25 protein-coding genes are annotated in these 24,315 nt (G+C 50.4%); 13 read left to right on the forward strand and 12 right to left on the reverse strand.

What is annotated here, in order from left to right; genetic code table 11:
- The first annotated feature begins 410 nt into the window (after positions 1 to 410).
- Positions 411 to 965: a serine acetyltransferase gene (locus AC1DUO_RS19660; RefSeq protein ID WP_037035265.1), complete on the forward strand. Its 555-nt coding sequence runs from the start codon at positions 411 to 413 to the stop codon at positions 963 to 965.
- A 93-nt stretch (positions 966 to 1,058) separates the two neighbouring features.
- On the opposite strand, the gene AC1DUO_RS19665 is transcribed toward AC1DUO_RS19660, so the two are convergent.
- Together AC1DUO_RS19665 and AC1DUO_RS19670 are read right to left on the reverse strand one after the other, a co-directional pair.
- Complete coding sequence (locus AC1DUO_RS19665) at positions 1,059 to 2,954, reverse strand: diguanylate cyclase domain-containing protein (RefSeq protein ID WP_477988411.1); 1,896 nt, start codon at positions 2,952 to 2,954, stop codon at positions 1,059 to 1,061.
- 165 nt (positions 2,955 to 3,119) lie between these two features.
- Entirely contained in the window at positions 3,120 to 4,151 is a 1,032-nt protein-coding gene (locus AC1DUO_RS19670; protein ID WP_477988413.1) for a helix-turn-helix domain-containing protein, read from the reverse strand.
- A gap of 307 nt (positions 4,152 to 4,458) precedes the next feature.
- Between AC1DUO_RS19670 and AC1DUO_RS19675 the strand changes: the two genes are divergently transcribed.
- From AC1DUO_RS19675 to gstA, 4 genes are all read left to right on the forward strand, one after another.
- Positions 4,459 to 4,728: a hypothetical protein gene (locus AC1DUO_RS19675; RefSeq protein ID WP_013576064.1), complete on the forward strand. Its 270-nt coding sequence runs from the start codon at positions 4,459 to 4,461 to the stop codon at positions 4,726 to 4,728.
- Between the two features lie 558 nt (positions 4,729 to 5,286).
- The gene (locus tag AC1DUO_RS19680) at positions 5,287 to 6,960 is read left to right on the forward strand and encodes a putative bifunctional diguanylate cyclase/phosphodiesterase (RefSeq protein ID WP_477988416.1); all 1,674 of its coding nucleotides are present in this window, start codon (positions 5,287 to 5,289) and stop codon (positions 6,958 to 6,960) included.
- A 124-nt stretch (positions 6,961 to 7,084) separates the two neighbouring features.
- Positions 7,085 to 7,951 (forward strand): 4-hydroxy-tetrahydrodipicolinate synthase, encoded by an 867-nt coding sequence (gene dapA, locus AC1DUO_RS19685; protein WP_119261779.1) that lies wholly within the window; start codon positions 7,085 to 7,087, stop codon positions 7,949 to 7,951.
- Positions 7,952 to 8,124: 173 nt separating this feature from the next.
- Positions 8,125 to 8,730 (forward strand): glutathione transferase GstA, encoded by a 606-nt coding sequence (gene gstA, locus AC1DUO_RS19690; protein WP_013576067.1) that lies wholly within the window; start codon positions 8,125 to 8,127, stop codon positions 8,728 to 8,730.
- A gap of 92 nt (positions 8,731 to 8,822) precedes the next feature.
- Here the strand turns inward: gstA and pdxY are convergent, their stop codons facing one another.
- From pdxY to anmK, 5 genes are all read right to left on the reverse strand, one after another.
- Positions 8,823 to 9,683 (reverse strand): pyridoxal kinase PdxY, encoded by an 861-nt coding sequence (gene pdxY / locus AC1DUO_RS19695; RefSeq protein ID WP_119261780.1) that lies wholly within the window; start codon positions 9,681 to 9,683, stop codon positions 8,823 to 8,825.
- Positions 9,684 to 9,786: 103 nt separating this feature from the next.
- Positions 9,787 to 11,061, reverse strand: a complete 1,275-nt coding sequence (tyrS, locus tag AC1DUO_RS19700; protein ID WP_013576069.1) for a tyrosine--tRNA ligase — start codon at positions 11,059 to 11,061, stop codon at positions 9,787 to 9,789.
- 162 nt (positions 11,062 to 11,223) lie between these two features.
- On the reverse strand, positions 11,224 to 11,889 hold the full coding sequence (pdxH, locus tag AC1DUO_RS19705) for a pyridoxamine 5'-phosphate oxidase (protein WP_112152182.1): 666 nt from the start codon (positions 11,887 to 11,889) through the stop codon (positions 11,224 to 11,226).
- Between the two features lie 128 nt (positions 11,890 to 12,017).
- Positions 12,018 to 12,329, reverse strand: a complete 312-nt coding sequence (locus AC1DUO_RS19710; RefSeq protein ID WP_015690120.1) for an MliC family protein — start codon at positions 12,327 to 12,329, stop codon at positions 12,018 to 12,020.
- 84 nt (positions 12,330 to 12,413) lie between these two features.
- A complete protein-coding gene (gene anmK, locus AC1DUO_RS19715; protein WP_119261781.1) occupies positions 12,414 to 13,532 on the reverse strand; it encodes an anhydro-N-acetylmuramic acid kinase in 1,119 nt (372 codons plus the stop codon).
- Between the two features lie 397 nt (positions 13,533 to 13,929).
- Here anmK and AC1DUO_RS19720 point away from each other — a divergent pair, with 397 nt between their 5' ends.
- Positions 13,930 to 14,400 carry an outer membrane lipoprotein gene (locus AC1DUO_RS19720; RefSeq protein WP_477988420.1) on the forward strand — a complete coding sequence of 157 codons (471 nt, stop codon included), beginning with the start codon at positions 13,930 to 13,932 and terminating at the stop codon, positions 14,398 to 14,400.
- 111 nt (positions 14,401 to 14,511) lie between these two features.
- Here AC1DUO_RS19720 and slyA read toward each other — a convergent pair whose 3' ends face one another.
- Positions 14,512 to 14,946 carry a transcriptional regulator SlyA gene (slyA, locus tag AC1DUO_RS19725; RefSeq protein WP_013576074.1) on the reverse strand — a complete coding sequence of 145 codons (435 nt, stop codon included), beginning with the start codon at positions 14,944 to 14,946 and terminating at the stop codon, positions 14,512 to 14,514.
- Between the two features lie 194 nt (positions 14,947 to 15,140).
- On the opposite strand from slyA, the gene AC1DUO_RS19730 reads away from it, so the two are divergent.
- Genes AC1DUO_RS19730 through AC1DUO_RS19740 form a run of 3 tightly spaced genes read left to right on the forward strand, consistent with a single transcriptional unit; the run spans position 15,141 to position 18,285 of the window.
- Complete coding sequence (locus tag AC1DUO_RS19730; RefSeq protein WP_477988424.1) at positions 15,141 to 15,365, forward strand: DUF1656 domain-containing protein; 225 nt, start codon at positions 15,141 to 15,143, stop codon at positions 15,363 to 15,365.
- A 1-nt stretch (position 15,366) separates the two neighbouring features.
- Positions 15,367 to 16,224, forward strand: coding sequence for an efflux RND transporter periplasmic adaptor subunit (locus AC1DUO_RS19735; protein WP_013576076.1), 858 nt, complete (start codon positions 15,367 to 15,369; stop codon positions 16,222 to 16,224).
- A 9-nt stretch (positions 16,225 to 16,233) separates the two neighbouring features.
- On the forward strand, positions 16,234 to 18,285 hold the full coding sequence (locus AC1DUO_RS19740) for an FUSC family protein (protein WP_119261782.1): 2,052 nt from the start codon (positions 16,234 to 16,236) through the stop codon (positions 18,283 to 18,285).
- A gap of 5 nt (positions 18,286 to 18,290) precedes the next feature.
- On the opposite strand, the gene AC1DUO_RS19745 is transcribed toward AC1DUO_RS19740, so the two are convergent.
- Together AC1DUO_RS19745 and AC1DUO_RS19750 are read right to left on the reverse strand one after the other, a co-directional pair.
- Complete coding sequence (locus tag AC1DUO_RS19745; RefSeq protein ID WP_013576078.1) at positions 18,291 to 19,187, reverse strand: aldo/keto reductase; 897 nt, start codon at positions 19,185 to 19,187, stop codon at positions 18,291 to 18,293.
- Between the two features lie 129 nt (positions 19,188 to 19,316).
- Entirely contained in the window at positions 19,317 to 19,556 is a 240-nt protein-coding gene (locus AC1DUO_RS19750; protein ID WP_013576079.1) for a DUF1289 domain-containing protein, read from the reverse strand.
- A gap of 406 nt (positions 19,557 to 19,962) precedes the next feature.
- On the opposite strand from AC1DUO_RS19750, the gene nemA reads away from it, so the two are divergent.
- From nemA to rnt, 3 genes are all read left to right on the forward strand, one after another.
- Entirely contained in the window at positions 19,963 to 21,060 is a 1,098-nt protein-coding gene (gene nemA / locus AC1DUO_RS19755) for an N-ethylmaleimide reductase (RefSeq protein WP_477988425.1), read from the forward strand.
- A 161-nt stretch (positions 21,061 to 21,221) separates the two neighbouring features.
- Positions 21,222 to 21,629, forward strand: coding sequence for a lactoylglutathione lyase (gene gloA, locus AC1DUO_RS19760; protein ID WP_013576081.1), 408 nt, complete (start codon positions 21,222 to 21,224; stop codon positions 21,627 to 21,629).
- A 92-nt stretch (positions 21,630 to 21,721) separates the two neighbouring features.
- The gene (gene rnt, locus AC1DUO_RS19765) at positions 21,722 to 22,438 is read left to right on the forward strand and encodes a ribonuclease T (RefSeq protein ID WP_013576082.1); all 717 of its coding nucleotides are present in this window, start codon (positions 21,722 to 21,724) and stop codon (positions 22,436 to 22,438) included.
- A gap of 75 nt (positions 22,439 to 22,513) precedes the next feature.
- Here rnt and AC1DUO_RS19770 read toward each other — a convergent pair whose 3' ends face one another.
- Together AC1DUO_RS19770 and AC1DUO_RS19775 are read right to left on the reverse strand one after the other, a co-directional pair.
- Positions 22,514 to 22,873, reverse strand: coding sequence for a Grx4 family monothiol glutaredoxin (locus AC1DUO_RS19770; protein ID WP_013576083.1), 360 nt, complete (start codon positions 22,871 to 22,873; stop codon positions 22,514 to 22,516).
- A complete protein-coding gene (locus AC1DUO_RS19775; RefSeq protein ID WP_255347866.1) occupies positions 22,854 to 22,982 on the reverse strand; it encodes a hypothetical protein in 129 nt (42 codons plus the stop codon). The genes AC1DUO_RS19770 and AC1DUO_RS19775 overlap by 20 nt, the downstream gene beginning before the upstream one ends.
- 353 nt (positions 22,983 to 23,335) lie before the next feature.
- Between AC1DUO_RS19775 and AC1DUO_RS19780 the strand changes: the two genes are divergently transcribed.
- Positions 23,336 to 24,235 (forward strand): C40 family peptidase, encoded by a 900-nt coding sequence (locus AC1DUO_RS19780; RefSeq protein WP_119261783.1) that lies wholly within the window; start codon positions 23,336 to 23,338, stop codon positions 24,233 to 24,235.
- Positions 24,236 to 24,315 lie beyond the last annotated feature (80 nt).

The following is a 24,315-nucleotide window of genomic DNA, read 5'->3' on the forward strand; positions in this document are numbered from 1 at the left end:
TGGCCCGAATAGCCTGGTCGGTGACAACCCATCGCACAGCTTTTATCCAATAAAAAGAGCCAACAGGGACGAACTGTTAGCTCTTAGGCATTACGCAGTGACTTTCTGGTTTTGCGACGACCGATTATTGATGACATGAACGGCACAGCGACCTGCGGATGAACCTGACATAAAAAATGGCTCTTTGAAGCCGTCCGCTTTTTAAGGTTCTGCAGGCGCGGACTTCATCGTGGCGCGGGCAACGTAAGGTTGCCCATCAGACGCCGTATAGATTTAAGCAAGCCCATCATAAATCAAAATCAACGTTGCAAAAACGGGGGTGACCATAGATTTTTATGGCTGGAATTTGGGATAAGTATTCATTGTGTTAGGATTGCGTAAGCGAGACTTACGAAAACGGAACCATCCTGATGCACGAAAATCACAGTCAATATAAGCAATTAACCCGCTATTTATCCGCTGATATTCTTAAGAACAAAAAGGATTTCTCCTGGCGGCGGATAATCATCAGATGCATAAAACAACCCCAGCACCGGTACATTTTCTGGTGGCGTATTGCGAGCTATTTATACGCTACGGACAGCCATTTCTGCAAAGCCCGCGCCCGTAAGATTAACTACTCGTTAATAAGAAAGTATGGCATCGAGATCATGCTGGGAACGCAGATCGGAGAAGGCATCAGGCTTCCTCATCTCACCGGTATCGTCATCAATCCTCATTGCATGATTGGGAAGAATGTCCGGATCCGGCAAAACACCACCATCGGCATTAAAGTGGATGAGGGGAAAAGACGTATAATCATTGGCGATAATGTGGATATTGGTGCCAATTGCTGCATTATCGGCAATGACATTACTATCGGCCACAATGTCACCATTGGTGCGATGTCGTTCATCAATAAGAACATCCCGGACAATGCCGTGTGTTATAACGAAAAAAGCAGCAAGATAATCATCAAAACGTAAGAAACGCCTGCCGTCAGCGAACAGCGTTTATCGCCTCAGGAATGTTTCATTTACTCGGTGTCCGGTCTGTATCGGTTTTTTATCCTAAATTTTTCATCCTAAATAATACCGGCCTTTTCCACTTTGTTTCGCGCGGTACATCGCGGCATCAGCCCGCGCCAGCAGCGCATCCGGCAGCAATGACTGGCGCGCGCGACCAATCGCCACGCCGATGCTGGCAGACAGCGCCACCGGGACACCTGCGATACACTCGATGGAATGCAGAGCACTCATCAGGCTGATGCAAATACGGCTGACGTCACTCTCAGTATTCATCAGCCCGCTCAACAAAACGGTAAACTCATCTCCCGCCAGACGCGCCACAATATCTTGTGAACGCAGATTTTCACGTAAGGTATAACCAAAAAACTTCAGGATTAAATCGCCGAATTCGTGCCCGTAGGTGTCGTTGTACGCTTTAAAATTATCAATATCCAAAAAGAGCAATGCGATGTCTCTATCTGCTTTTTCTTGTTTTCCGGCGGCATGAATCAGTGACTGCTGGAACGCGCGCCGGTTTGGTAATCCGGTCAGTGCGTCATGATTTGCTTCAAATTCCAGCTGAGCCTGTAACGCTTTAATTTCACTGATATCGGTTGAAAGGCCGTAATAACCATTGCGAATATCGTCGCAGGGGATAAGCGTGGTATGCAAAACACCGCCTTTGGCATGATGGGAGTGATCCGACAATTCGATTTCGTAACTTACTGTCATTCCCTGCAAAGCCTGGCGAATATAGGGCTTAATTTTCTGATAGCTGTCATCTCCAACCACATCCCTGACCTGCTTCCCGCTGACCTGTGTCTCTTCGACGCCATACCAGTTGGCGTGAAAATGATTCACAAAAGTGTATTGTTCATTCGCATCAACATGGCAAATCAGCGCGGGAATGTTATCGGTGATGGCTCTGAGGCGGTTTTTGCTTTCCGTCAGTTCCCGTTCCCGGGTCAGACGCTGGGCGATTTCCTGATGAAGCTGATCCATCGCCACCTGCAACTCATAAGTCCGGTCGGCCACACGGCGTTCCAGATCCCCCTGCAGTGAATACAATGCCTGTTCGATATGTTTACGCTCAGTAATATCGCTGATGACAACAATGTAGTGATGGGCTTCACCAGCCACATTACGCACGAGTGAGGCCGTCAGAGTCACCCACAGCGTGCTGCCGTTCGCCCGCTGTAAAAGTTTCTCTATGCAGAAACTGTTTATTTCACCGGAGAGCAAACGGGGAATCAGCACGTTTTCGGCATAAAGATCATCGGAATGGGTCACGTCATGCAGCAAACAGGCGCGCAGCTGATATTCGGCATAACCCAGCATATTGCACACCTGCGGATTGATGCGCAGCCAGCGCCAGTCGAGTCCGACTAAGGAGAAGCCGACGGCAGCGTGAGCAAATGTCTGTTCAAATAAAGCCTCAGTTTTCGCCAGATTATCTTCTACCCGCGCCGTGTACTGCCGGTTTTCAAGGTGAAAAATATAACTTTGTACCAGCGCCGTCATATCCAGCAAAGTCTGCTGTTCCTCCTCACACCAGTCCCTCGGGCGATCATCAATCAGGCATAACGCGCCCAGCGCCACACCCTCTTTTGAATGCAAGGCACAGCCGGCATAAAACACGATGTGAGGCGCGCCGGTCACCAGCGGATTATCGTGGAAGCGCAAATCGAGCCGGGCATCCCTGACAATCAGCGGACCGGGCTCGAGAATGGTATGACCGCAAAAGGAGGTATCACGGCAAGACTGATGAATATCAATGCCGGTGTGAGAAAGGAACCACTGGCGGTCCGCGTCAATCAATGAAACAACGACAGCCTTAGCCTGAAACTRCCGGGCGACCATCCGGGTAATACGGTCGATCTCCTCAATTCCGGGGGAATCCAGGATCCCCAGAGAAGCCAGTATGGCAAGACGAGCCTGTTCATCAACTGCCGGTTGAGGGACTAACATAATGCGCTCTCAATGATTACTGATGACTATTTCACCAAGTCTACTGTGTTTGGCCGGGAAAACGGCTCTGATTCCGCCTCGCAGAGGCAAAATCAGAATAATGACAGATCAGGAAATGCGTGAATGGTTAACACTTTTCGTACAAAAATGGGGGCAATCAATGCATTAAAGCGAAGTCACCCAATTCACATGAGTGGCATCCGCCTGCCCCGATTGCTCAGCATCACGGCGGAATTTCTCCCGCATCTCAGAAGGCGTGGTGCCATAGAATTCATGGAAATAGCGACGTAAAGCGCTGGGTTCCAGGCCACACTGTCTCGCAATGGCGGCCAGACTTTGATCCGACATCGAAGAGGTTCGCAGGAGGCGCTTCGCCAGCAGTAAGCGCCGGCTGCGAATGAATTGCGCGATGCCGCCAAGCGGTTCAAACAGGCGATACAACCCTGAGCGCGAAATAGCAAAATCTTTGCACAGAATATCAATACTGATCGGCCTGCCGAGATGCTTTTCGATATACAGGCAAATGCGCTCAAGACGTGCACTTTGCTCAAACGGATGTTCCACCTTCTTCCCCGCCACCAGATGCAGTGTTTGCAGGAATACCGACGCCGCCCCCTCGCCAGTGCTCAGTACTTCCTGTTCGGTCATCTGATCAAACACCTGCACCATCGTCGCAAAATGATTGCGCAGAATGATGTTCACCGGTGAGGCTGCCGGAATACGCTTTCCGTGTAACGAGGCAATATCGACATTAAAATGCAGGCTGTGCTTGGGCATARTAATGTACTGATAAGAACCGAGACGCGGTTTCTGCTCGCCCGGATACACATGGATTTTAATCGGCTGCGACATATCCTGGATCAGGATATCCCCCTGGCTCAGCATGAACCGCTCGCCGAAACACTGGCAGTCCATCCCCCCGATAATCACAATGAAAATGACGATATGATCGGGCATCGAAAACAGGTTGCCGTACTGGCGATTGATATCGTGCTCACTGACAGTCAGCACACCGCCAATCACGCGGCCGAAGTTGTAGCCGGTGACGCTCCAGTCAAATTCTTCCCTGTTGCGATCCGGCAGTTCAAGTTTGAAACCTGCGCTGGACATTCCGTCTTCCCATTCGTAAAAACGGGTGTCGAAATCCTGATAAATGTTCGCACTATCAACGATCTTTCGTGATGATGAATCGCTCATTTACTCACCGAGAATTAAGATAATTCCTAAAAAGATAATCCACCACGGCCTGATAAATCAATCCTCAGCAGTAATTGGTAATACTTTTTCATCATAAAAAACTATTTTTTAGTCAGCCTATAACGTTTAAAAGACTGTAAAATCAGTCAGTAAATCGCGCTATTCAACGAATAGCGCTGGCAGGTTGTTCGCGATAATAATTTCAGGATCAGTTAATATCGCGAATAATAACCCGCTTTTTTCGGTTTACTCTCCTTCAAAAAAATCTACGTCAAATGATTGACTCCACTCATCCCGGGAGCGTGCGATGGTAAAAAGAAAGGTTCTGGAAGAGGGACGTCAGCTTAAAAGAATGAATGCCGAAACCCGCAGGCAGTCGCACATGCATAAGTGGTTCGCGATTGTGGCTGCTCTCGACTGTGTGCTGGTCATTTTTTATGATCAGGATATGCGCAATATCGTTTTCTCAGCGGGTGTCTGTGCAGTGTGCACCTACCTCTGGCTGAAAGGCCGTAAACAATCCCGCCGTTACCGCCGCGAATGGGATGAAAAATTTGGGACTAAAAAGCATCCCTGATACTTCATGTCAGGCTGTTCTTCTTCCGTCGCCTTAGCGTTTATAAAGAAATTCCTAAATATGATAAAAGTGTTTCTGTCCTGCACGGATCATCAGTCACAATAACAGTTCGCATACCCGCCACACTCTTTCACCGATTTGTTATCACAGTCCTGTTAAGCTAATTTCCCCAGGACCGTATCTGACGGCAGGTTATCTCCTGCTTCGGTTAGCTCTGAATTCGCAGAATAATATTCCGATGACGAACGATATCGGTATGGCATTCCGTGATGCCCAATCAGGATTCGGTCTCGCCCTTATTAATCCAGGCAGATCATGCTTTGTATCGGGCAAAATTCGCCGGTAAAAACCGCATTGAACTGAGTTGATCGTTATTCACCCGAATAATATATCGAATACCTTACTTAGGGCGTGATAACCGATTGAATTTTAAAATTTAAAAACAACGGTAATATTCTCATCCGATTGTGAGTAATAATTGCAAAAACAATCTGATGAGTTTACTGGCTAACAAACTGTGCCACATCACACTCATTTTCTGCTCGGGGTATTTAACTCATGCTTACAGATATTGCGATATGCCAGGCAGTTCTTGATGCTCTTCCCGAAGCGACAGTCCTTAAAGATAATGAGCGTAAACTGGTATTCCTTAATCAGAAAGCCAGCGAATTTTATGGACGTCCACGGGAAGAATTGATTGGTCAGGATGTTTCTTTTTTCACAGATCCTGAACAATCTGCCCGGCAGCGTGAGCGCGATATTGAAGTTCTGGAAACCGGAGAGAAAACGGTCAACGAAGAAACGCTGGTTGACCCGTCAGGTAAGCGACGCAATGTGCTGGTACGTAAATCCCGCGTCACGCTGGAGACACGGCATTTCATTCTGACCTCTATTATGGATATTTCGCTTTTGCGCAGTTCAGAAGCGCAGATCCGCTACCTTGCCCGTCATGACGTATTAACCGGCTTGCCGAACCGGACGGCATTGAGTGAAGAACTTAGCCAGATTGCCGCCCGGCGCATGTATCGCCCTGACCCCTGCGCCCTCTTCTTGTTGAATCTCAACGATTTCAATTACATCAACGACACATACGGCTATCAGGCGGGCGATGCCATTCTCTGCGAATTCGGCCAGCGTCTGCGTAATGAAGTCGGCAACAGCGGAACAGTTTCGCGCATCGGCGGCGATGAATTCTCGATTATCCTGCGCAATAATCCGACCAGTGAAATGGCCAATAATCTGGCGCTGGAAATACTGGTGATGATGCGCCAGCCGTTTACGCTGACGCGGGCTAATCCGATGATTACGATTTCATTCGGCATCGTGATGTTTGGTGCAGAGAATATTACCGCCGGCGAGATCATGCGCCGCGGGAATACGGCGCTGTTGGAAGCCAAGCAGCGCGGCAAAAATATGTTCTCGTTTTATTCTGAATTGCTCGATGCCAGCAGCGTCAGTAAACGCATTATGGTGAAAGCGCTGGCGGAATCACTGGCCAAAGAAGGTGACCTGACCTGTGTTTATCAGCCTATTTTACGCAGCCACGATGAGAAAGTCGTTTGCGTTGAAGCGCTGGCACGCTGGAACCACGGCGTGCTCGGACAAGTCTCGCCGGTACAATTTATCGCCCTGGCCGAAGAGACCGGACTGGTTATTCAGCTCGGTGAAATTGTTCTGCGGCAGGCGTGTCGGGATATCAGGAATTTTGAACGGCTCAATCTGGCGATCAACGTTTCTGCTGTTCAACTCGGTGAACCGGRTTTCGGACCGCGTATTCTGGCGGTTCTGGCAGAGGAAGATTTCCCGCCTTCACGGCTCGAACTTGAACTGACCGAAACCTCAGTGATGAACGCCAACGGGATCAGCCTCAGCCATCTCGCTAAATTACGTCAGGTCGGGGTTAAAATTTCGCTCGACGATTTTGGTACCGGTTATTCCAGCCTCAGTTTGCTAAAAGATATCTCAGTAGACAGCGTGAAAATTGACCGTTCGTTTGTGCAGTACGTCACAGAAGTGAATGATACCGCCGCGATTGTTTCTGCCGTGTCTCAGCTTGGCAATAAAATGCATCTCAACGTCATTGCAGAAGGCGTTGAAAATCAGTTGCAAAAAACTTTCTTAGTATCAGCAGGTTGCTCGCACCTCCAGGGCTATCTGTTCTCGCGTCCCGTACCGGTAGAAGTGTTAAGCACGTTACTGAGCAATGAAATGAACATGTTATCCAGTACGTAAACCATCTATTTATAAGCACCATAGATAACTCAAAACACCTTATTAATTCATTCAATTGGCGCTCGTCCCTGTTTTACTGACATGATCCGAGGCTGATAAATCACGCCGTTTAAGGAACTACATCATGTCATCGTTTTCAGGTATCTGGGTCCCGCTGGTCACGCCTTTTCATCAGGGTGAGATCGACTTTACTGCACTGAAATCATTGTGCACCCGGCTGCTCAAACGGGGCATTGACGGCGTCGTCGTCTGTGGTACGACCGGTGAAGCCCCGATGCTCACCAAAGAAGAACAACTGCAGGTTCTGGATGCTGTGCTGGAAGTGGTACCGGGTCATCAGGTGATCATGGGGCTGTCAGGCACGCATATGCCGGTTATCCGTGAAATGCAGGATGCGATTTTACACCGTCCTGTTGCCGGTTTGCTGATCCCCGCGCCTTACTACATCCGCCCTTCTCAGGCCGCACTGGTCGCCTGGTTTACGGAAATTGCAGATCACGCCACAGTGCCGGTGGTGCTTTACAATATTCCTTATCGTACTGGCGTACAGATGGAGCTGGACACATTCCGCCAGCTGGCAAAACATCCGCGCATTACCGCCGTAAAAGATTGCGGAGGCAGCATAGACCTGACGCTTTCACTGATTGCTGACGGCGAACTCGACGTACTGTGTGGCGAAGACGTGCAGATATTTTCAACCCTGAGCCTGGGCGGTAAAGGGGCGATTGCTGCCTCGTCGCATATTTTCACGGAAGAGTTTGTTCAACTGATTAAACAGTTCAAAGAGCAGGATATCGTTGCCGCACGTAAAACCTTCTTTGGCTTACTGCCAATGATTCGTCTGATGTTTTCTGCCCCGAATCCGGCCGCCATTAAGTTCGCGTTATCGCTGGACGGCTTGATGGATAACGAGCTGCGTTCTCCTATGCTGCCCGCGCCTGAAAACGTTGAACTGGCCGTGCGTGGCCTCCTGAACCTGCACTCGCGCTGAGAGCGTATATTTGATCAGAATATGAGTAACCGGACGCACTGTCACAATTAAAACACTGACTTTTGCTCCCGCCAGTTCTAGGATAGAAGCAGTTTTTATATAGTCCTATCGCCACCCTGTGAAACGGTAATGTCTCGCGGGGTCCGGCGGGTTGCTCATCCAATGGAGTGTTTATGAAACTGTATTATAAACCCGGAGCCTGTTCCCTTTCCCCTCATATCATCCTGCGTGAAGCGGGTCTGGACTTCAGCATTGAGAAGGTTGATCTGGCGACCAAGAAAACAGAAACCGGTGATGACTTCCTCGCAGTGAACCCCAAGGGGCAGATCCCCACGCTGTTACTCAATGATGGCAGTATTCTGACCGAAGGCGTGGCTATCGTGCAGTATCTGGCAGACCAGAAACCAGACCGTCAGCTGATGCCGGAACAAGGCACGCTGGCCCGTTATCACGCGCTGGAATGGCTGAACTACATTGCAACTGAGCTGCATAAAGGTTTCTCGCCATTGTTTAATCCGAAAGCCCCCGAAGAGTTCAAGACATTAACCCGCGAAGCACTGAGCAAAAAATTTGCTTACGTGAATACYGCCCTCAAAGACAATCATTTCCTGCTGGGTACGCGTTTCAGCGTGGCAGATGCTTACCTGTTTACCGTGATGGGTTGGGCGAAGGCACTGAAATTTGATCTGAGCGCACTGACGGAACTGAACGCCTACCTTGACCGCGTTGCCGCACGCCCGGCTGTTGATGCGGCTCTGTCGGCTGAAGGTCTGAAATAACCGCTTTCGTGGTGTGATCGCCAACAAAAACGCCCCGGCTGCTACAGCGCGGGGCGTTTTTTTATTCAGGAAAAGAGGTATTCAGGCAGTGATTACAGTTTTACCGCCGGGAAATGATGCTCAGGTTTGACCATTTTGTCCTGCGCTGCCACGATTTGCAGCTCGTATTCACCCATCGCATGCGTCGCCAGCATGACTTCATAAACTGCAGCGGTCACGTGCTCAAGCGCTTTATCCAGTGCTTCACCCTTGAGCAAATTCACCAGCAATAAACCGCTGGTCAGGTCACCCACGCCAACCGGCTGACGGACACCGAAATCAACCAGCGGACGGTCGATGTGCCACGCTTCACTCGCAGTAACCAACAGCATTTCAAAACGGTCACTGTGATAACCAGCGCGGCTCAGGTGCTTCACCAGCACAATTTTCGGGCCTTTGCTGATCAGCTCCCGCGCAGTGGCGACAGCTTCTTCAACGCTTGCCACTGCGTGACCGCTCAGCAGTTCAAGCTCCAGCAGATTCGGCGCGATAATGTCACAGTTAACCAGCGCCTGGTTGCAATGGAACTCAGCAACGCCCGGCGCCACGATACAGCCTTTTTCAGGATGTCCCATGACCGGATCGCAAAAATACCAGGCATCGGGATTCGCAGCTTTCACCCGACGAACAATCTCCAGAATACTTTGCCCTTGCTCCGGCGAACCGATATAGCCACTCAGCACCGCGTCGCAATCCTTCAGACGGTCAATTTCCGCAATTCCCTGCGCAATTTCAGTCAGATGTGATGCAGGCATCACGCAGCCGGTCCAGTGTCCGTACTGAGTGTGATTGGAAAACTGAACAGTATTCAGCGGCCAAACGTTTGCGCCCATACGACGCATAGGGAATTCCGCCGCGCTGTTACCCGCGTGTCCAAAAACTGTGTGTGACTGGATAGAAAGAATGCTTTTCATGAAGAATTTCCGATTGCAACGTCATCGGGGAGATGGCGGGATTACTGATATCAGGGAACAAAAACGGGAGACCTTGCAGCCCCCCGTCCTACCGGCCTAAAACTTATGCCCAGAGCAACAGCGTATAGTTCTTTTTACCGCGACGCAGCAAGGTATAACGGCCAAACAGACGATCACTGTCAGCGAAGCTGTATTCTGTATCCGTCTGTTTTTCGCCATTTACAGAAACCGCGTTAGAGGAAATCATGGTACGCGCCTGGCCTTTCGACGGTGCCATACCGGCGATAACCAGCGCCTGTTGCAGATCCGTATCACGAGGCACTTCAAACAGTTCCAGGCCATCCTGCGCAAGCTGGCCGAAATCGACCTCTGTCATCTCGCTCAGGGAACCGGAGAACAGGCTCTGCGTAATGCGTTTTGCGGCCGCCAGACCTTCTGCACCATGAACCATACCGGTGACTTCCTCAGCCAGAACGTACTGTGCGCGTGGCGCTTTACCGCTGGTTTTATCTTCTTCTTCCAGCGCATTGATGTCTTCAATGCTCATGAAGGTGAAGAATTTCAGGAAGCGGTAAACGTCAGCATCCGCCGTGTTGATCCAGAACTGGTAGAATTTGTACGGGCTGGTTTTCTTCGGATCCAGCCAGACTGCGCCACCTTCAGTTTTACCAAATTTAGTGCCGTCAGATTTGGTGATCAACGGAACGGTCAGGCCAAACACCTGTTTCTGATGCAGACGACGGGTCAGATCGATACCTGACGTAATGTTACCCCATTGGTCCGAACCGCCGATTTGCAGCTCAACTTTGTGCAGATCGTAGAGGGAGGCAAAATCGTAACCCTGCAACAGGTTGTAAGAGAATTCAGTGAAGGAGATACCACTGTCATCACGGTTCAGACGCTGTTTCACCGCTTCTTTATTGATCATCTGGTTAACAGAGAAGTGCTTACCGATATCACGCAGGAAAGTCAGCACGTTCATGCTGCCGAACCAGTCATAGTTATTGGCGGTGATAGCGCTGTTTTCGCCACAGCTGAAATCCAGGAACGGCGAAACCTGCTGGCGGATTTTCTCAACCCATTCATTCACGGTTTCATTGGTGTTCAGCTTGCGCTCCGTGGCTTTAAAGCTCGGGTCGCCGATAAGACCGGTTGCGCCACCCACCAGAGCCACTGGCTTGTGCCCGTTCAGCTGAAAGCGTTTCAGGCAAAGCAAAGGCACCAGATGTCCCAAATGCAAGCTGTCTGCGGTAGGATCGAAACCGCAATAGAGTGCAATTGGCCCTTGCGCCAGTCGCTCTGCTAACGCTTCTTCATCCGTCACCTGGGCAATGAGGCCCCGCTCTTGCAATTGTTTAATCAGGTTGCTGCTCGCCATCAAAGACTCCGTTTGTTTGTACTCAGAAATATGTACTGAATGTGTGCAGATTCATGTCTGACATCATGCCGTGCATGTGCCTTTTCTCTCACCTTTACGGGGAACGACATAGAATAAAGCGCCCGTCGTCCGAGCGCTAGGAAATCGCGTATTTTTTCGTGGTCAGGGGGCGAGGCGGTCTATTTTCCAGCCAGTTTGAGGCTCTGCTTCGTCACGCTGGTAAATGAACCGATCGTGCAGACGATGTTCACCGCCCTGCCAGAACTCCATCGAATCCACTTTGACGCGGAAACCGCCCCAGAAACTTGGCAGCGGCACTTCGCCATTGCTGAATTTCTGTTTCAGTTCGAGGAATTTGCTTTCGAGCACGCCGCGTGCCGAAATTCGGCTGGACTGCTGCGAAACCCATGCGCCGATCTGGCTATCTTTCGGGCGGCTGGTGAAGTATTTCATGACTTCCAGCGTAGAGAGACGTTCTGCCTGGCCGAGCACAATCACCTGCCGGTCCAGCATGTGCCACGGAAACAACAGGCTGATGCGTGAGTTGTTTGCCAGTTGCTGCGCCTTGCGACTCCCCAGATTGGTGTAAAACACCAGCCCCTTTTCGTCGTAGTGCTTAAGCAGCACAATGCGCTGGAAAGGCTGTCCGCGCTCATCAACCGTCGCCACCACCATCGCCGTCGGGTCAGCCAGACGGGCATCACAGGCCTGTTTCAGCCAGTGTTCAAACAAAGGCAGCGGCTCACGGGTTAAATCAGCACGACGCAGCCCGCCACGGGTGTATTCGCGGCGCGAGTCCGCAATATCAAACTCTTTGTTATCAGACATATGGATTAAGTTGCGTATCTAAGGAAGGTAAGCGCATTGTGCACCCGCCGCGTCAGGATCTCAATGTTCCTGACGCGGCGCGGAGTAAACGCAGCCAGCGCATCTGCAACTCGAAGTATGAAGGGGGGTTATTTTTGGACGCAGTCGTCAATAATGACGTTCTCACCACGCTGCACAAAGGCCTGATTACCTTTAGACCAGAACGTGTAATGGCCATCGCTGTATTGGGTGCCAGAAGCGGACTCAATCTGTTTCAGTTTCAACTGTTCACCATCGAGAACCATACTGACCTGCTGCGCCGGTTTATCCAGCGTGACCGTCAGCGGTAAGGTACCGCACTGGTAGTGTAATTCTTCTGTCGGACTTTCGGTCTGGTGGCTGAACTGACTGCATCCTGCCAGTGTGAATCCTGCTAACGTAGCGATAATCGCCTTTTTCATTCGGTGCTCCCTGATGGTCTTCAATTATCTCTTTTATGTACCACGCCCGCAGGCGCAGCACATTGAGATAAAACCGAGAACGCATCAGGAACGGGTTGAAACAACCGGATAAATTGCGCCGAGCAGAGTTTTACGACTTGCACCGGTAACCGACGGCAAATTGCCCGGCTGACCGGATAACGTGCGGAATGCCAGCCAGGCAAACGCCAGTGCTTCCATGTCATCACCGCTGATACCGCAGGCATCCGTGGTGCAAACTTCCGTGCCCGGCAACATGGCTGAGAGTCGCGCCATCAGTAACGGATTGCGCGCCCCGCCGCCACACACCATCAGCCGGTCGCATCCGCCAGCCAGTTGCACTTGCTCGGCGATGCTTACTGCGGTCAGTTCAGCCAGCGTCGCCTGCACATCCGGCGGGGAGATTTCAGGAGCACGCGCCAGTTGCTTTTCCAGCCACGCCATATTGAAATATTCACGCCCGGTACTTTTCGGTGCCGGTTCGGCAAAGTAAGGATCAGACAGCATCTGCTGGAGCAAACGTAAGTTCACCCGCCCCTGATTTGCCCATTCAGCCCCTTTATCATATGGCTGTGCCAGATGACGCCAGACCCACGCATCCATCAACATATTTCCCGGACCGGTATCGTAACCACGCACCGGCTGGCCCGGCAGCAGCATTGAAAGATTCGCGATGCCGCCAATATTGAGGATCATACGGCGCTCGGCCGGATCAGCCAGCAATGCCTGATGGAAAGCAGGCACCAGCGGCGCGCCCTGCCCGCCCCATGCCATGTCCCGGCGACGAAAATCGCCCACGGTGGTAATGCCGGTCATGGCCGCAATGCGGTTGTTATCACCCAGCTGCATAGAAAATGTCGTGTCACCTTTCGGCTGATGCCAGACAGTTTGCCCGTGGCAGCCAATGGCGGTCACTTCGTCAGGGGAGATATTGGCATTTTTCAACAAACCTAATACGGCCTCACCGAACAAAATACCCAACTGAGTATCAAGCGTCCCGACCTGTTCAAGCGTCACCTGTTGGCCCTGACACATCCCGAGGATCGCATTTTTCAAAGCCAGAGGAATAGGATGTGAATAGCTGGCTTGCTGCGCGACCATGTGCTCATCAATGGCGGCCAGTACGACATCAACACCGTCGAGACTGGTGCCGGACATCACACCGATATAGCGACCTGACTTCATAGATAACATCCTTAACTCTCCAGGAAACTCGTCAGAAAAAGTAATCACCACAGAGTAATCGGTATTTGAAGGGCAACGCCATGAGTTACTGATTTTTTATTACATGGTGTGATGACTTCGTGTTTTTCTTGTTACGTTTTTTATTCCTGAAAATAGCCGTGTTGTAAAAACCACCAATAACAACATCGGATACCCGTATTTTTGATTGCGCACTTTGCTGTCTAAAACGTAAACCTGCGTTTATTATTAGTTGAGCACGCCTTCTGTATACTAGGTGGAAGTGAAACAAGTATGTTATATGACACCTTCGACACTGATGTTGAACTTGTGCACTGTTTTTTCTCTGTTGGTGCCGCTACTCTCAAACGTATGCAGCAGCATAATAAAGGAGCTATTTATGATTAAGCGTTTACTCGTCGTCGCCCTTGCCGGTGTTTCCCTTGCTGGCTGCGTCAGCGATAACTCTCTGTCTGGCGATGTTTACTCCGCATCCCAGGCGAAGCAAATTCAGCAAGTGACCTACGGCACCATCGTGTCTACCCGTGCAGTACAAATCCAGGGCGGAGATGATGCAAACATCGTCGGCGCACTTGGTGGTGCGGTATTGGGTGGTTTCCTGGGGAATACCGTCGGTGGGGGTACCGGACGTAGTCTGGCAACCGCTGCAGGTGCAGTCGCAGGTGGCGTTGCAGGTCAGGGTGTGCAAAGTTCGCTTAACCGTTCAAACGGCGTAGAACTGCAAATTCGTCGTGATGACGGTACAACCATTCAGGTGGTTCAGAAAGTCGGAGCAACCAAATTCAGCGTCGGCCAGCGTRTGAGCATGGCCAGCAGCGGTAGCACAATTACTGTGTCCCCTGGCGCCTGATTTTCCCGATCTCAACGCAAAAAACCGAAGCCAGTGGCTTCGGTTTTTTTATGGGTAATTCTTTTCTGTCGGATCAAAAGCAACGCTGTGTGACGTAATAAAAGTCGATTTTTATGATTTGCTTTGCAGGGAAGCAATATTTTTTTCCAGCCGGGACAACATCCCGCCCAGTTGTTCGATTTCAGAAGAAGACATGCCGGACAAAATTTCTTTACGCGTGCAATCAATAACTGATTCCATTTCATTAATGATCGGCGCGGCTTCTTCAGTCAGCTTGATGCGCTTAGCACGGCGATCGCTCGCACAAGTCTGACGGGTGATCAGCTTCTTTTCTTCCAGTTGATCAAGCGTACGAACCAGAGACGGTTGCTCAATCCCGATGGCTTTCGCCAGCTGAATCTGAGACTGCTCCGGAGGTAACATATTGATATTATGAAGTGTTACCCAATGTGTTTGCGTGAGTTCCAACGGTTTTAACCGATCGTCAATCAACGCACGCCAGGCACGAACTAATCGTGCTAGATCTGACCCCAGATTCGATTCCAATTATCCCCTCCTTATAATTAGCATGCTAAGATAACTCCCCAGAGTTTAGCTTAGTTTTAGGAACATTAATCGAGAAATTACAATTCTATATATAATAGTAGGTACGATTGCATCCGGAAGCAGAGTCTCTGCTTCCAAAGTTAAGCTTGTTTATAACACAATCACTGGCAGAGATTAATATTGTGAATGCGCAAATGTTTCACTCAGGCTTCCCGCTACCGGATCTGGTCCTGGGTGCCTCACTTTATTTCCCCCCGATGTTCAAAGCATTTTTACTGGGATTCGTATTCTGGCTTTTGATACATCGCGTGCTGCGTGATTGGATTTATTCCGGTGAAGTCTGGCATCCCACCCTGATGGATTTATCTCTTTTTGTGATCTCTATTTGTGCCGCACTGATGCTTATGGTGCACCTCTGAAATGAAATTTAAGACACTCAAATATTTCTCTACCGTGCTGGTTTTCGCGGTCGCAATTTGTGCAGGCTGGTGGATGTGGAATTATTATATGCAATCGCCCTGGACCCGGGACGGCAAAGTGCGCGCCGAGATTGTCAATATCACGCCGGAAGTTTCGGGGCGCATTATTGAAATAAATATCCATGATAACCAGTTTGTTAAAAGCGGAGACCCGCTTTTCAGTCTGGATCCGGTGCCTTTTAAAATCGCTGTTGATAATGCCGAAGCTGCGGTAGCGAAAGCCGCGGCTGATTTAGCCAAAGCCAGTCACGAAGCCCGGCGCCGCAGAGGGCTGGGTACCAATGTTATTTCCGCCGAATCCCTCGATGAATCCAATATCAGCGCCAAAGCTATGCAGGCGGCCTATCAGGCGGCACAGGCATCATTAGAACAGGCCAAATGGAATCTAAGTAAAACCACAATTGTTGCGCCGACTGATGGTTATATCACCAATCTGCAAACTCGCCGTGGAAACTATGCCACGTCCGGGACACCGCTGGTCGGGCTGGTGGATATTCATTCTTTCTACATTCTGGGATATTTCGAAGAAACCAAACTCAAAAATATTCGCGAAGGCAACATGGCGGATATCACACTATTTAACGGCAATATTCCGTTGCAGGGTCGGGTCGAAAGTATTGGCCGGGCTATTTATGACCAGAGCCTCGATGCCCCGGAAGATTTGCTGATGAATGTGAAACCCAATGTGCCGTGGGTACGTCTGGCCCAGCGCGTGCCGGTGCGTATTCAGCTTGAGAATGTGCCGGAACACGTGGTGCTGGTTGCCGGAACCACCTGCACAATCGCAATCCGTAATTAAGGTGGCGCAGTGAATCTTTCCTGGCTCGAATGGAAAAATACTCCGTGGGGAAAGGCCAGTTGGGGACAATGGCGCTACGCCCTGCGCAATTCCATCGCGATGATACTGGCGCTTTATATCGCTTTTGAATTTCAGATGGACGAGCCTTACTGGGCCCTGACCTCGGCAGCGGTGGTGAGTTTCCCCACCGTCGGCGGCGTTATCAGTAAAAGTATCGGGCGAATTATGGGCAGCCTGCTGGGTGCCGTGGGCGCGGTGTTTATTGCCGGACATTGTCTGAATGAGCCCTGGCTCTTCACTTTTGCCATTGCCGCATGGCTGGGGATTTGTACCTACGTCTCCAACCATTATCAGAACAACGTCTCTTATGCGTTTGCCCTGGCAGGTTACACGGCGGCAATCATTGCGTTCTCCACCGTAGACGTCACCGATGCGACACAGATTTTTGATATCGCACAGGCGCGTGTCGGCGAAGTCATCACCGGTATTTTGTGCGGTGGTTTTATGATGATGGTGCTGCCCAGTACGTCCGACAGTGATGCCCTGCTCACCTCGCTGCGCAAAATGCATACCCGGTTGCTGGAACATGCGCAATTGTTGTGGCGTACGGAAATTTCAGATCAGATCAGAACGTCGCACGAAGGATTGATCGGCCAGATCCTGACCATGAATCTTCTGCGTATCCAGGCATTCTGGAGCCATTACCGCCTGCGTCGCCAAAATAATGTCGTTAATTATTTACTGCATCAGCAATTACGCATGACCAGCTACATTTCCAGCCTGCGCCGGATGCTGCTGAACTGGCCCAATCCCCCGGAAAACTTACAAGAGGTACTGGTCGTTTTGCTTGATGAACTGCGTAAGCCGGACACGGATAAATTCAAGCTGTCCAGAATTCTGCTGCATATTCAGCCACAGGATACGTCTGATTTCCGCCATCAGGCTTTCTGGCACCGTTTACGCGATTTTTGCTGGCTATATCTTCGCAGTGAACGTTGGTTGCAGCGGGTGGAAAATGCCAACGCAGCCAAAGCCGACACTCTCCAGCCACCGAAAATCAGCCATCTTGCCCAGCACACCGATACCCTTGAGGCCGCGTACAACGGGCTGCGGACATTTTTGTGTATTGTGATCGGTTGCGCCTTCTGGATGACGACGCAGTGGGATTCAGGTGCCAGTGCGGTGGCGCTGACAGCTGTCAGTTGCGTGCTTTATTCTTCCACGGCCTCGCCGATCAGCAGTATCACGCTGTTAATAAAATCATTGGGGTTACTGTTTGTCGGTTGTTTCCTGCTGAAATTTGGGCTGATGGTCCAAATCGACAATTTCTGGGTGTTCTGCGCTTTCTTCCTGCCGATGTTAGTGACGATGCAGATGATGAAACTACAATACAAACGTTACGCCGGTTTATGGGGGCAAATGATTGTGTTTATGGGATCTTTTTTAGCCGTCACGAATCCGCCGGATTACGACTATCAGTCTTTTATGAATGACGGCGTAGCGAAAATTGCCGGTGTGATGTTGGCCGGGATTGCCTTTCAGGTGTTAAGGCCCAGCTCTGATAAGCGCAAAAGCCGTCGCATTATCCGCGCCCTGCGTCGTGATTTTATGGATCAGCTTAGCCGTAACCCCTCGCTGAGCCATTTCCAGTTTGAATCCCTGATTTATCACCGGATGAATCAGCTCAATCAAAGTAAAGATCACCTCTCACGAACCTGGTTATTGCGCTGGGGTGTGGTGCTGCTTAATTGCAGCCATATTGTCTGGCAGTTACGCGAATGGGAAACCCGCTCGGATCCGCTGTCTGCGGTGCGGGACGTGTGTATTCATTGTCTGAAAGGGGTAATGACGGAGCGCGGCGTCAGCCATGAAAATCTGGACGCCACGTTGATTGAGTTAATGCGGATGAGCAATTCACTGGCTCACCATCCGGAACCTGCAGCGCGTGAACTGGCAGGCGTGATCTGGCGTTTATACTGCTCGCTGTCACAATTGCAGCAGGCCATCTCAACAGAAGATGGCCCGGCGGATCCCGCTGTCAGCGCCACAAAACCCGCGTGAAAACATTAAGGTACATCAAATCCTAATGCGGCTTTACGAATGCGGAACCATTGCTGACGGGTCATTTCCAGAGACAATGACTTCAGCGCTGACTGCACGCGCCCGATTTTGCCCGAGCCGATAATCGGCAACGGCTGAGACGGCAGCCGCATGACCCAGGCGTAGACCACCTGTTCAATAGTGTCTGCGCCAATTTCATTCGCCACAGTCTGAAGTTCATCACGCAGCGGCTGGAATTCTGTATCGCTGAACAGACGACCGCCCCCCAGACAGGACCACGCCATCGGTTTGATACGCAGTTGCTGGCAAAGATCCAACGTGCCGTCAAGAATGGCGGGCTGATGAATGGGGGAAATTTCTAGCTGATTGGTCACCAGCGAAAACGGCAGACGCGATTGCAACAAGCTGAACTGTGCCGGGGTGAAGTTGGACACACCGAAATGTTTTACTTTGCCGCTTTTATGCAACCGCGTGAACGCCTCAGCGACTTCATCGGCATCCATCAGCGGATCCGGGCGGTGGATCAGCAATAAATCCAGATAATCGGTACGCAGATTGCGCAGTGATTGCTCCGCACGATCCACAATGTACTGCGTATCCGTAATGTAATGACCGATTTTGTTGTCGGGATCTGCCGTGGTGGCGATGCCGCATTTACTGACCAGTTGCATTTTTTCGCGCAAAGAGGGGTTAAGACGCAACGCCTCACCAAATGCCGCTTCACACTGATAGCCGCCATAAATATCTGCATGATCGACTGTCGTAATGCCCATTTCAATGTGCTGTTCCATGAACGCCAGAACCTGTTGCGGCGTCATGTTCCATTCCATCAGCCGCCAGTAACCACAAATCAGCGTTGAAAATACCGGCCCTTGCGGAGAAATCGGGGTGTGTGCTTCCATTGTGAATCCCTTATATTTTCGATTTTCGACCCACAGAATACACAACGCCCGTGGTGCTGTATTGATGCGACGAGCAAGAATTGTCAGGAAGCGGACCGCCGTCACGATGGCGGTAAACGACAGGTGAAATCAGAACAACTCCGGTTGCTGCGGCAAGGGTTCGTCCGGCTGTTTTCCTGCACGTTGCTGGCGCAGCAGGCGTTGCTGACATAACCGCAGCACATGGCGTTTTTCTGTGTCAGTCATTTTTATCCAGCCGAAACGCTCCTCGCGGCTGCGCAGGCAGCCACGGCAATAACCGCGTTCATCAGCCTGACAAATGCCACGGCATGGACTGGGGATGTCAAAAAATTCGAGCTGCTGAGCCACACACCCTCCGCAAATCATGGTGAACATTTATTCAAGACGCTTTCCTGCTATCCCGCAAGGTAATTTACGTCTTGTGTTTCATTCTTCAAATATCTGCAACACAGATCTGCTACCGTCCGTTTAGCCGTTTTCACCTGTCGGAAAATGGCCCTACTGTTTCGCAAGCCCTCACCAAGAAAACAGAGGTTTGCCCTCACCTCAGCCGGCACCCGCCGGCTCTTTTTCAATCTTTTTTGCCCTTAAAGTATGGATGCAAACCTGAAATCAGGATGCGTTTGGTGAAAAAGCACCGTGCGCGTAGTCACAAACAGGTCAGATGCGATAGAAAGGTGGCATTAAGAAAGGGTCGTTTGACGTGAAAGTTATCCATGAACGTCTTACCGATCAGTCCATTAACGTCGGAGTTATTGAAATGACCAAGCTTTTCACCCCCATTGTTGTCGGTAAAAACACGTTGTCTAACCGTGTCTTTATGGCACCGCTTACCCGTCTGCGCAGCATCGAACCGGGTGACATCCCTACACCGCTCATGGGCGAATATTACGCACAGCGCCACAGTTCTGGCCTGATCATTACTGAAGCCACTCAGGTTTCATTCCAGGCGAAAGGGTATGCCGGCGCACCTGGCCTGCATACGCCGGAACAAGTCGCTGCATGGAAAAAAATCGTGGACGGCGTACATCAGAAAGACGGGCGCATTGCGGTTCAGCTGTGGCACACCGGACGTATCTCGCATAACAGCGTTCAGCCTGACAACCAGACACCGGTCGCGCCTTCGGCCGTCAACCCGAACACGCGGACCAGCTTGCGTGATGAGCAAGGTCACGCCATTCGTGTCGATTGCCCGACACCGCGCGCCTTAGCGCTCAGCGAAATTCCGGGGATCGTGAATGATTTCCGTCATGCTGCCGCCTGCTCCGCCGAAGCTGGTTTCGATTACATCGAACTGCATGCCGCGCACGGCTATCTGCTGCATCAGTTTATGTCTCCGGCGTCCAACCTGCGTGAAGATGAATACGGCGGCAGCATTGAAAACCGTACCCGTCTGACGCTGGAAGTGGTTGATGCTGCCATCGGGGCTATTGGCGCTGAACGTGTGGGCATCCRCATTTCGCCAATGGGTCCCTTCAACGGGCTGGATAACGGCGAAGATCAGGAACAGGCGGCTATCTACCTGCTCGATGAACTGAACAAGCGCAAACTCGCTTACCTGCATATCTCCGAACCGGACTGGGCTGGCGGCAAACCTTACTCCACAGAATTCCGGGCAGTGATCCGTGCGCATTATCAGGGTGTGATTGTGGGGGCCGGTGCTTACACCGCAGAAAAAGGCGAAGAACTGATCGAAAAAGGTTATATCGATGCCGTGGCATTTGGCCGCAGCTATATCGCGAACCCTGATCTGGTTGAGCGCCTGAAATCTCATGCGCCTCTCAACGAACCCAAACCGGAAACTTTCTACGGCGGCGGTGCGCAAGGCTATACCGATTATCCGACACTGTAATAATTAAAAAGAGTGATTCACTTCTTGCAGCAGAAGAGGCCCTCCTTCTGCTGTTTTTTTTGGTCAGTCATTCAACAAGCCGTCGCCGTAATACAGACAAAACGGCGGCTATCAGTTAGGCTTGACCCRTTAACTCTCATCCTGCAAATAAAGAGGAACCTATGCGTTTACTCCACACCATGCTTCGCGTTGGCGATCTGCAACGTGCTATCAGCTTCTATACCGATGTTTTAGGTATGCGTTTGCTGCGTACCAGCGAAAACACTGAATATAAATACTCTCTGGCTTTCGTCGGTTATACCGAAGAAAGTGAAGGTGCAGTGATCGAACTGACCTATAACTGGGGCGTCGACAGCTATGACATCGGCACGGCTTACGGTCATATCGCCTTGGGCGTTGATAACGTCGCGCAAACCTGTGATGACATCCGTAATGCAGGCGGGAAAGTGACCCGTGAAGCCGGCCCTGTCAAAGGTGGATCTACCATTATCGCGTTTGTAGAAGATCCGGACGGCTATAAAATCGAGCTGATCGAATCCAAACACGCAGGTCAGGGGCTGGGGAATTAATCTTCCCCGAACACTGACAGGGGCGCAATCGCGCCCTTTTTTATTGACCCATTTTTGCCACAACCCTGCAAGTGGCGGCAAAATTTGCCATAATGCGTGCTGAATTCGATGAAGATAAGAAACTAATGGCCGAGAATAGTGACATTAACGCCCTGAGAGGCCGTTTTCGTGGTTTTTATCCCGTGGTTATCGACGTAGAAACCGCCGGATTTAATGCCAAAACCGATGCGCTGCTGGAAATTGCAGCCATCACCCTGAAGATGGATGAGGACGGCTGGCTGCAAAGCGATGAGACCGTGCATTTCCACGTCGAGCCCTTTGAAGGCGCGATACTGGTGCCGGAAGCCCTGGCGTTTAACGGTATCGATCCGACCAATCCGTTACGCGGTGCAGTCAGTGAATATGAAGCTCTGCACGAGATTTTCAAAGTCATCCGTAAAGGGATGAAAGAGCAAAACTGTAACCGCGCGATCATCGTGGCGCACAACGCCAATTTTGATCACAGCTTCCTGATGGCAGCGGCTGAACGTGCCGGACTGAAACGTAATCCGTTCCACCCTTTTGCCACGTTTGATACCGCCGCATTAAGCGGGCTGGTGCTTGGGCAAACGGTGCTGGCAAAAGCCTGTATCAGCGCGGGCATCGTCTTTGACAGCAGCCAGGCACATTCTGCGTTGTATGACACCGAGCGCACAGCCGAGTTGTTCTGCGAGCTGGTCAACCGCTGGAAACGTTTAGGCGGCTGGCCTCTGGCGCTTTCAGACGAAGAAGTCGAAGACGAAACAGCATCGGAAGAAAATCAGCAATAACAACTTTTGCACCGAACTGAAGACAAAAAAAGAGCGACATCATGTCGCTCTTTTTACTTTCCGGCCGAAAAACCGTTAGTCTTCTGTCGTATTACTCTCTTCAGAAGATTTGTATTTCTCAGCGGTTTCTTTGATCAACTGCTGCAGTTCACCGCGCTGGAACATCTCAACCACGATGTCGCAGCCGCCAACCAGTTCACCGTCAACCCACAGTTGCGGGAACGTTGGCCAGTTAGCAAATTTTGGCATCTCAGCACGGATGTCCGGGTTCTGCAGGATATCCACGTAAGCGAAACGCTCGCCACAGGCTGAAAGCGCCTGAACAGCCTGAGCGGAGAAACCGCAGCTTGGCAGTTTTGGCGAACCTTTCATGTACAGCAGAATCGGGTTTTCAGAAACTTGCTTCTGAATTTTTTCAATTGTTGGAGTGGTCATTTCTTGCTTCCTCAAGCCGGTACAGGCTGTCACGATCATTACTCTTCACGCGCAGCATAAAGAGACGGTGCGCAATCACAATACCTTCTATTGTAACGATGGCAGCCATCAGATAAAAACGCCATTTTTTGTGGGGTCTTTCTCAATACTGGCATTTTGTTTAACAATCTTTAATGTGTGCGCTCAGGCTCACATCTTTAAACATTCATTGAGAATAACATTTTTGGCGTTCACCGATAACGCCAGATTTGCAAAATTCCATTCTTTAACTCAAATATTAACACCATGAAAAGTGGTTATTTTTTTGACTAAAAATGGCGGTTATTTCGACATAAAAAAAGCCATTAACTTTTTCTCACAATATGATCTAGAATCGAGTCAATTCGTGCTTTTTTGTCAGGTTCTTTTAGGCAATACTCTGACATCCCTGATGTTTAACCTACCACTCATGGTAACGAAGCTATGCGCTTACTGTTCACGCTTTTTGTGCTGCTCTTTACCCAGCTATTTCTGAATATGGCACATGCATCGCCGCAGACACGTGTTTCTGCCGATCAGCGTAAAAGCCATGTTAATCAGGCTGCACCTGAAGAACGGCGAAAGCGAAAAACGGTGGCCGCGAAAACCAGTAAAAAAACTAAAATCGCGCCAGTGACAGAACAAAAAATTCAGGACAAGAATTCGAAGAAGAAAGTTAAAAGTACCGAACTGGCTAAACGAAAGACCACGACGGAGAAAAGTGTTAAAACGACCCGGGCCGAAAGTAAAAAAGAAAAGACACTGAAGACCACGCGGGCCGAAAGCAAAACAGTGAAACACGCCAAAACCCGTTCACTCGCGAAAAACAGCACGGAAAGGGTCAGTAAAAAAGAAGCGTATGGCCGGCACCGTAAAGGTAAAAAGCCCGAAGAAGACAGCAAACCGATTACGCTAAGTGCAACGCATAAAAAACGCTATCAGCATGCCCAGCAAACGGCGATGACCAAACTGATGCATCAGGTAGGAAAACCATATCGCTGGGGCGGAACCTCGCCGAATACCGGTTTTGATTGCAGCGGCTTAGTCTATTACGCCTACAAAGATTTGATCCGTATTAAAATGCCACGCACAGCGAATGAAATGTATCACCTGCGCGATGCGGCTCCGGTCAAACGCGGCGAACTTGAAAGCGGTGATCTGGTGTTCTTCAGAATCAATAACCGCGGCGCAGCAGACCATGTTGGTGTTTACCTGGGGAACGGCAAGTTTATTCAGTCTCCAAGAACGGGCGAAGACATTAAAATCACCTCTCTCGGCGACGATTACTGGCAAGATCATTATGTGGGTGCACGCCGGGTAATGACGCCGAAAACGATCCGATAATAAACAATTCGTTAAGTCTGAAGTTTCGCTAATCAGCCATTGAATAGCATTTAACGAAGAGTTTCTGCAGGGAAGAGTAT

This window comes from Rahnella sp. P4_A8 (assembly GCF_056402435.1).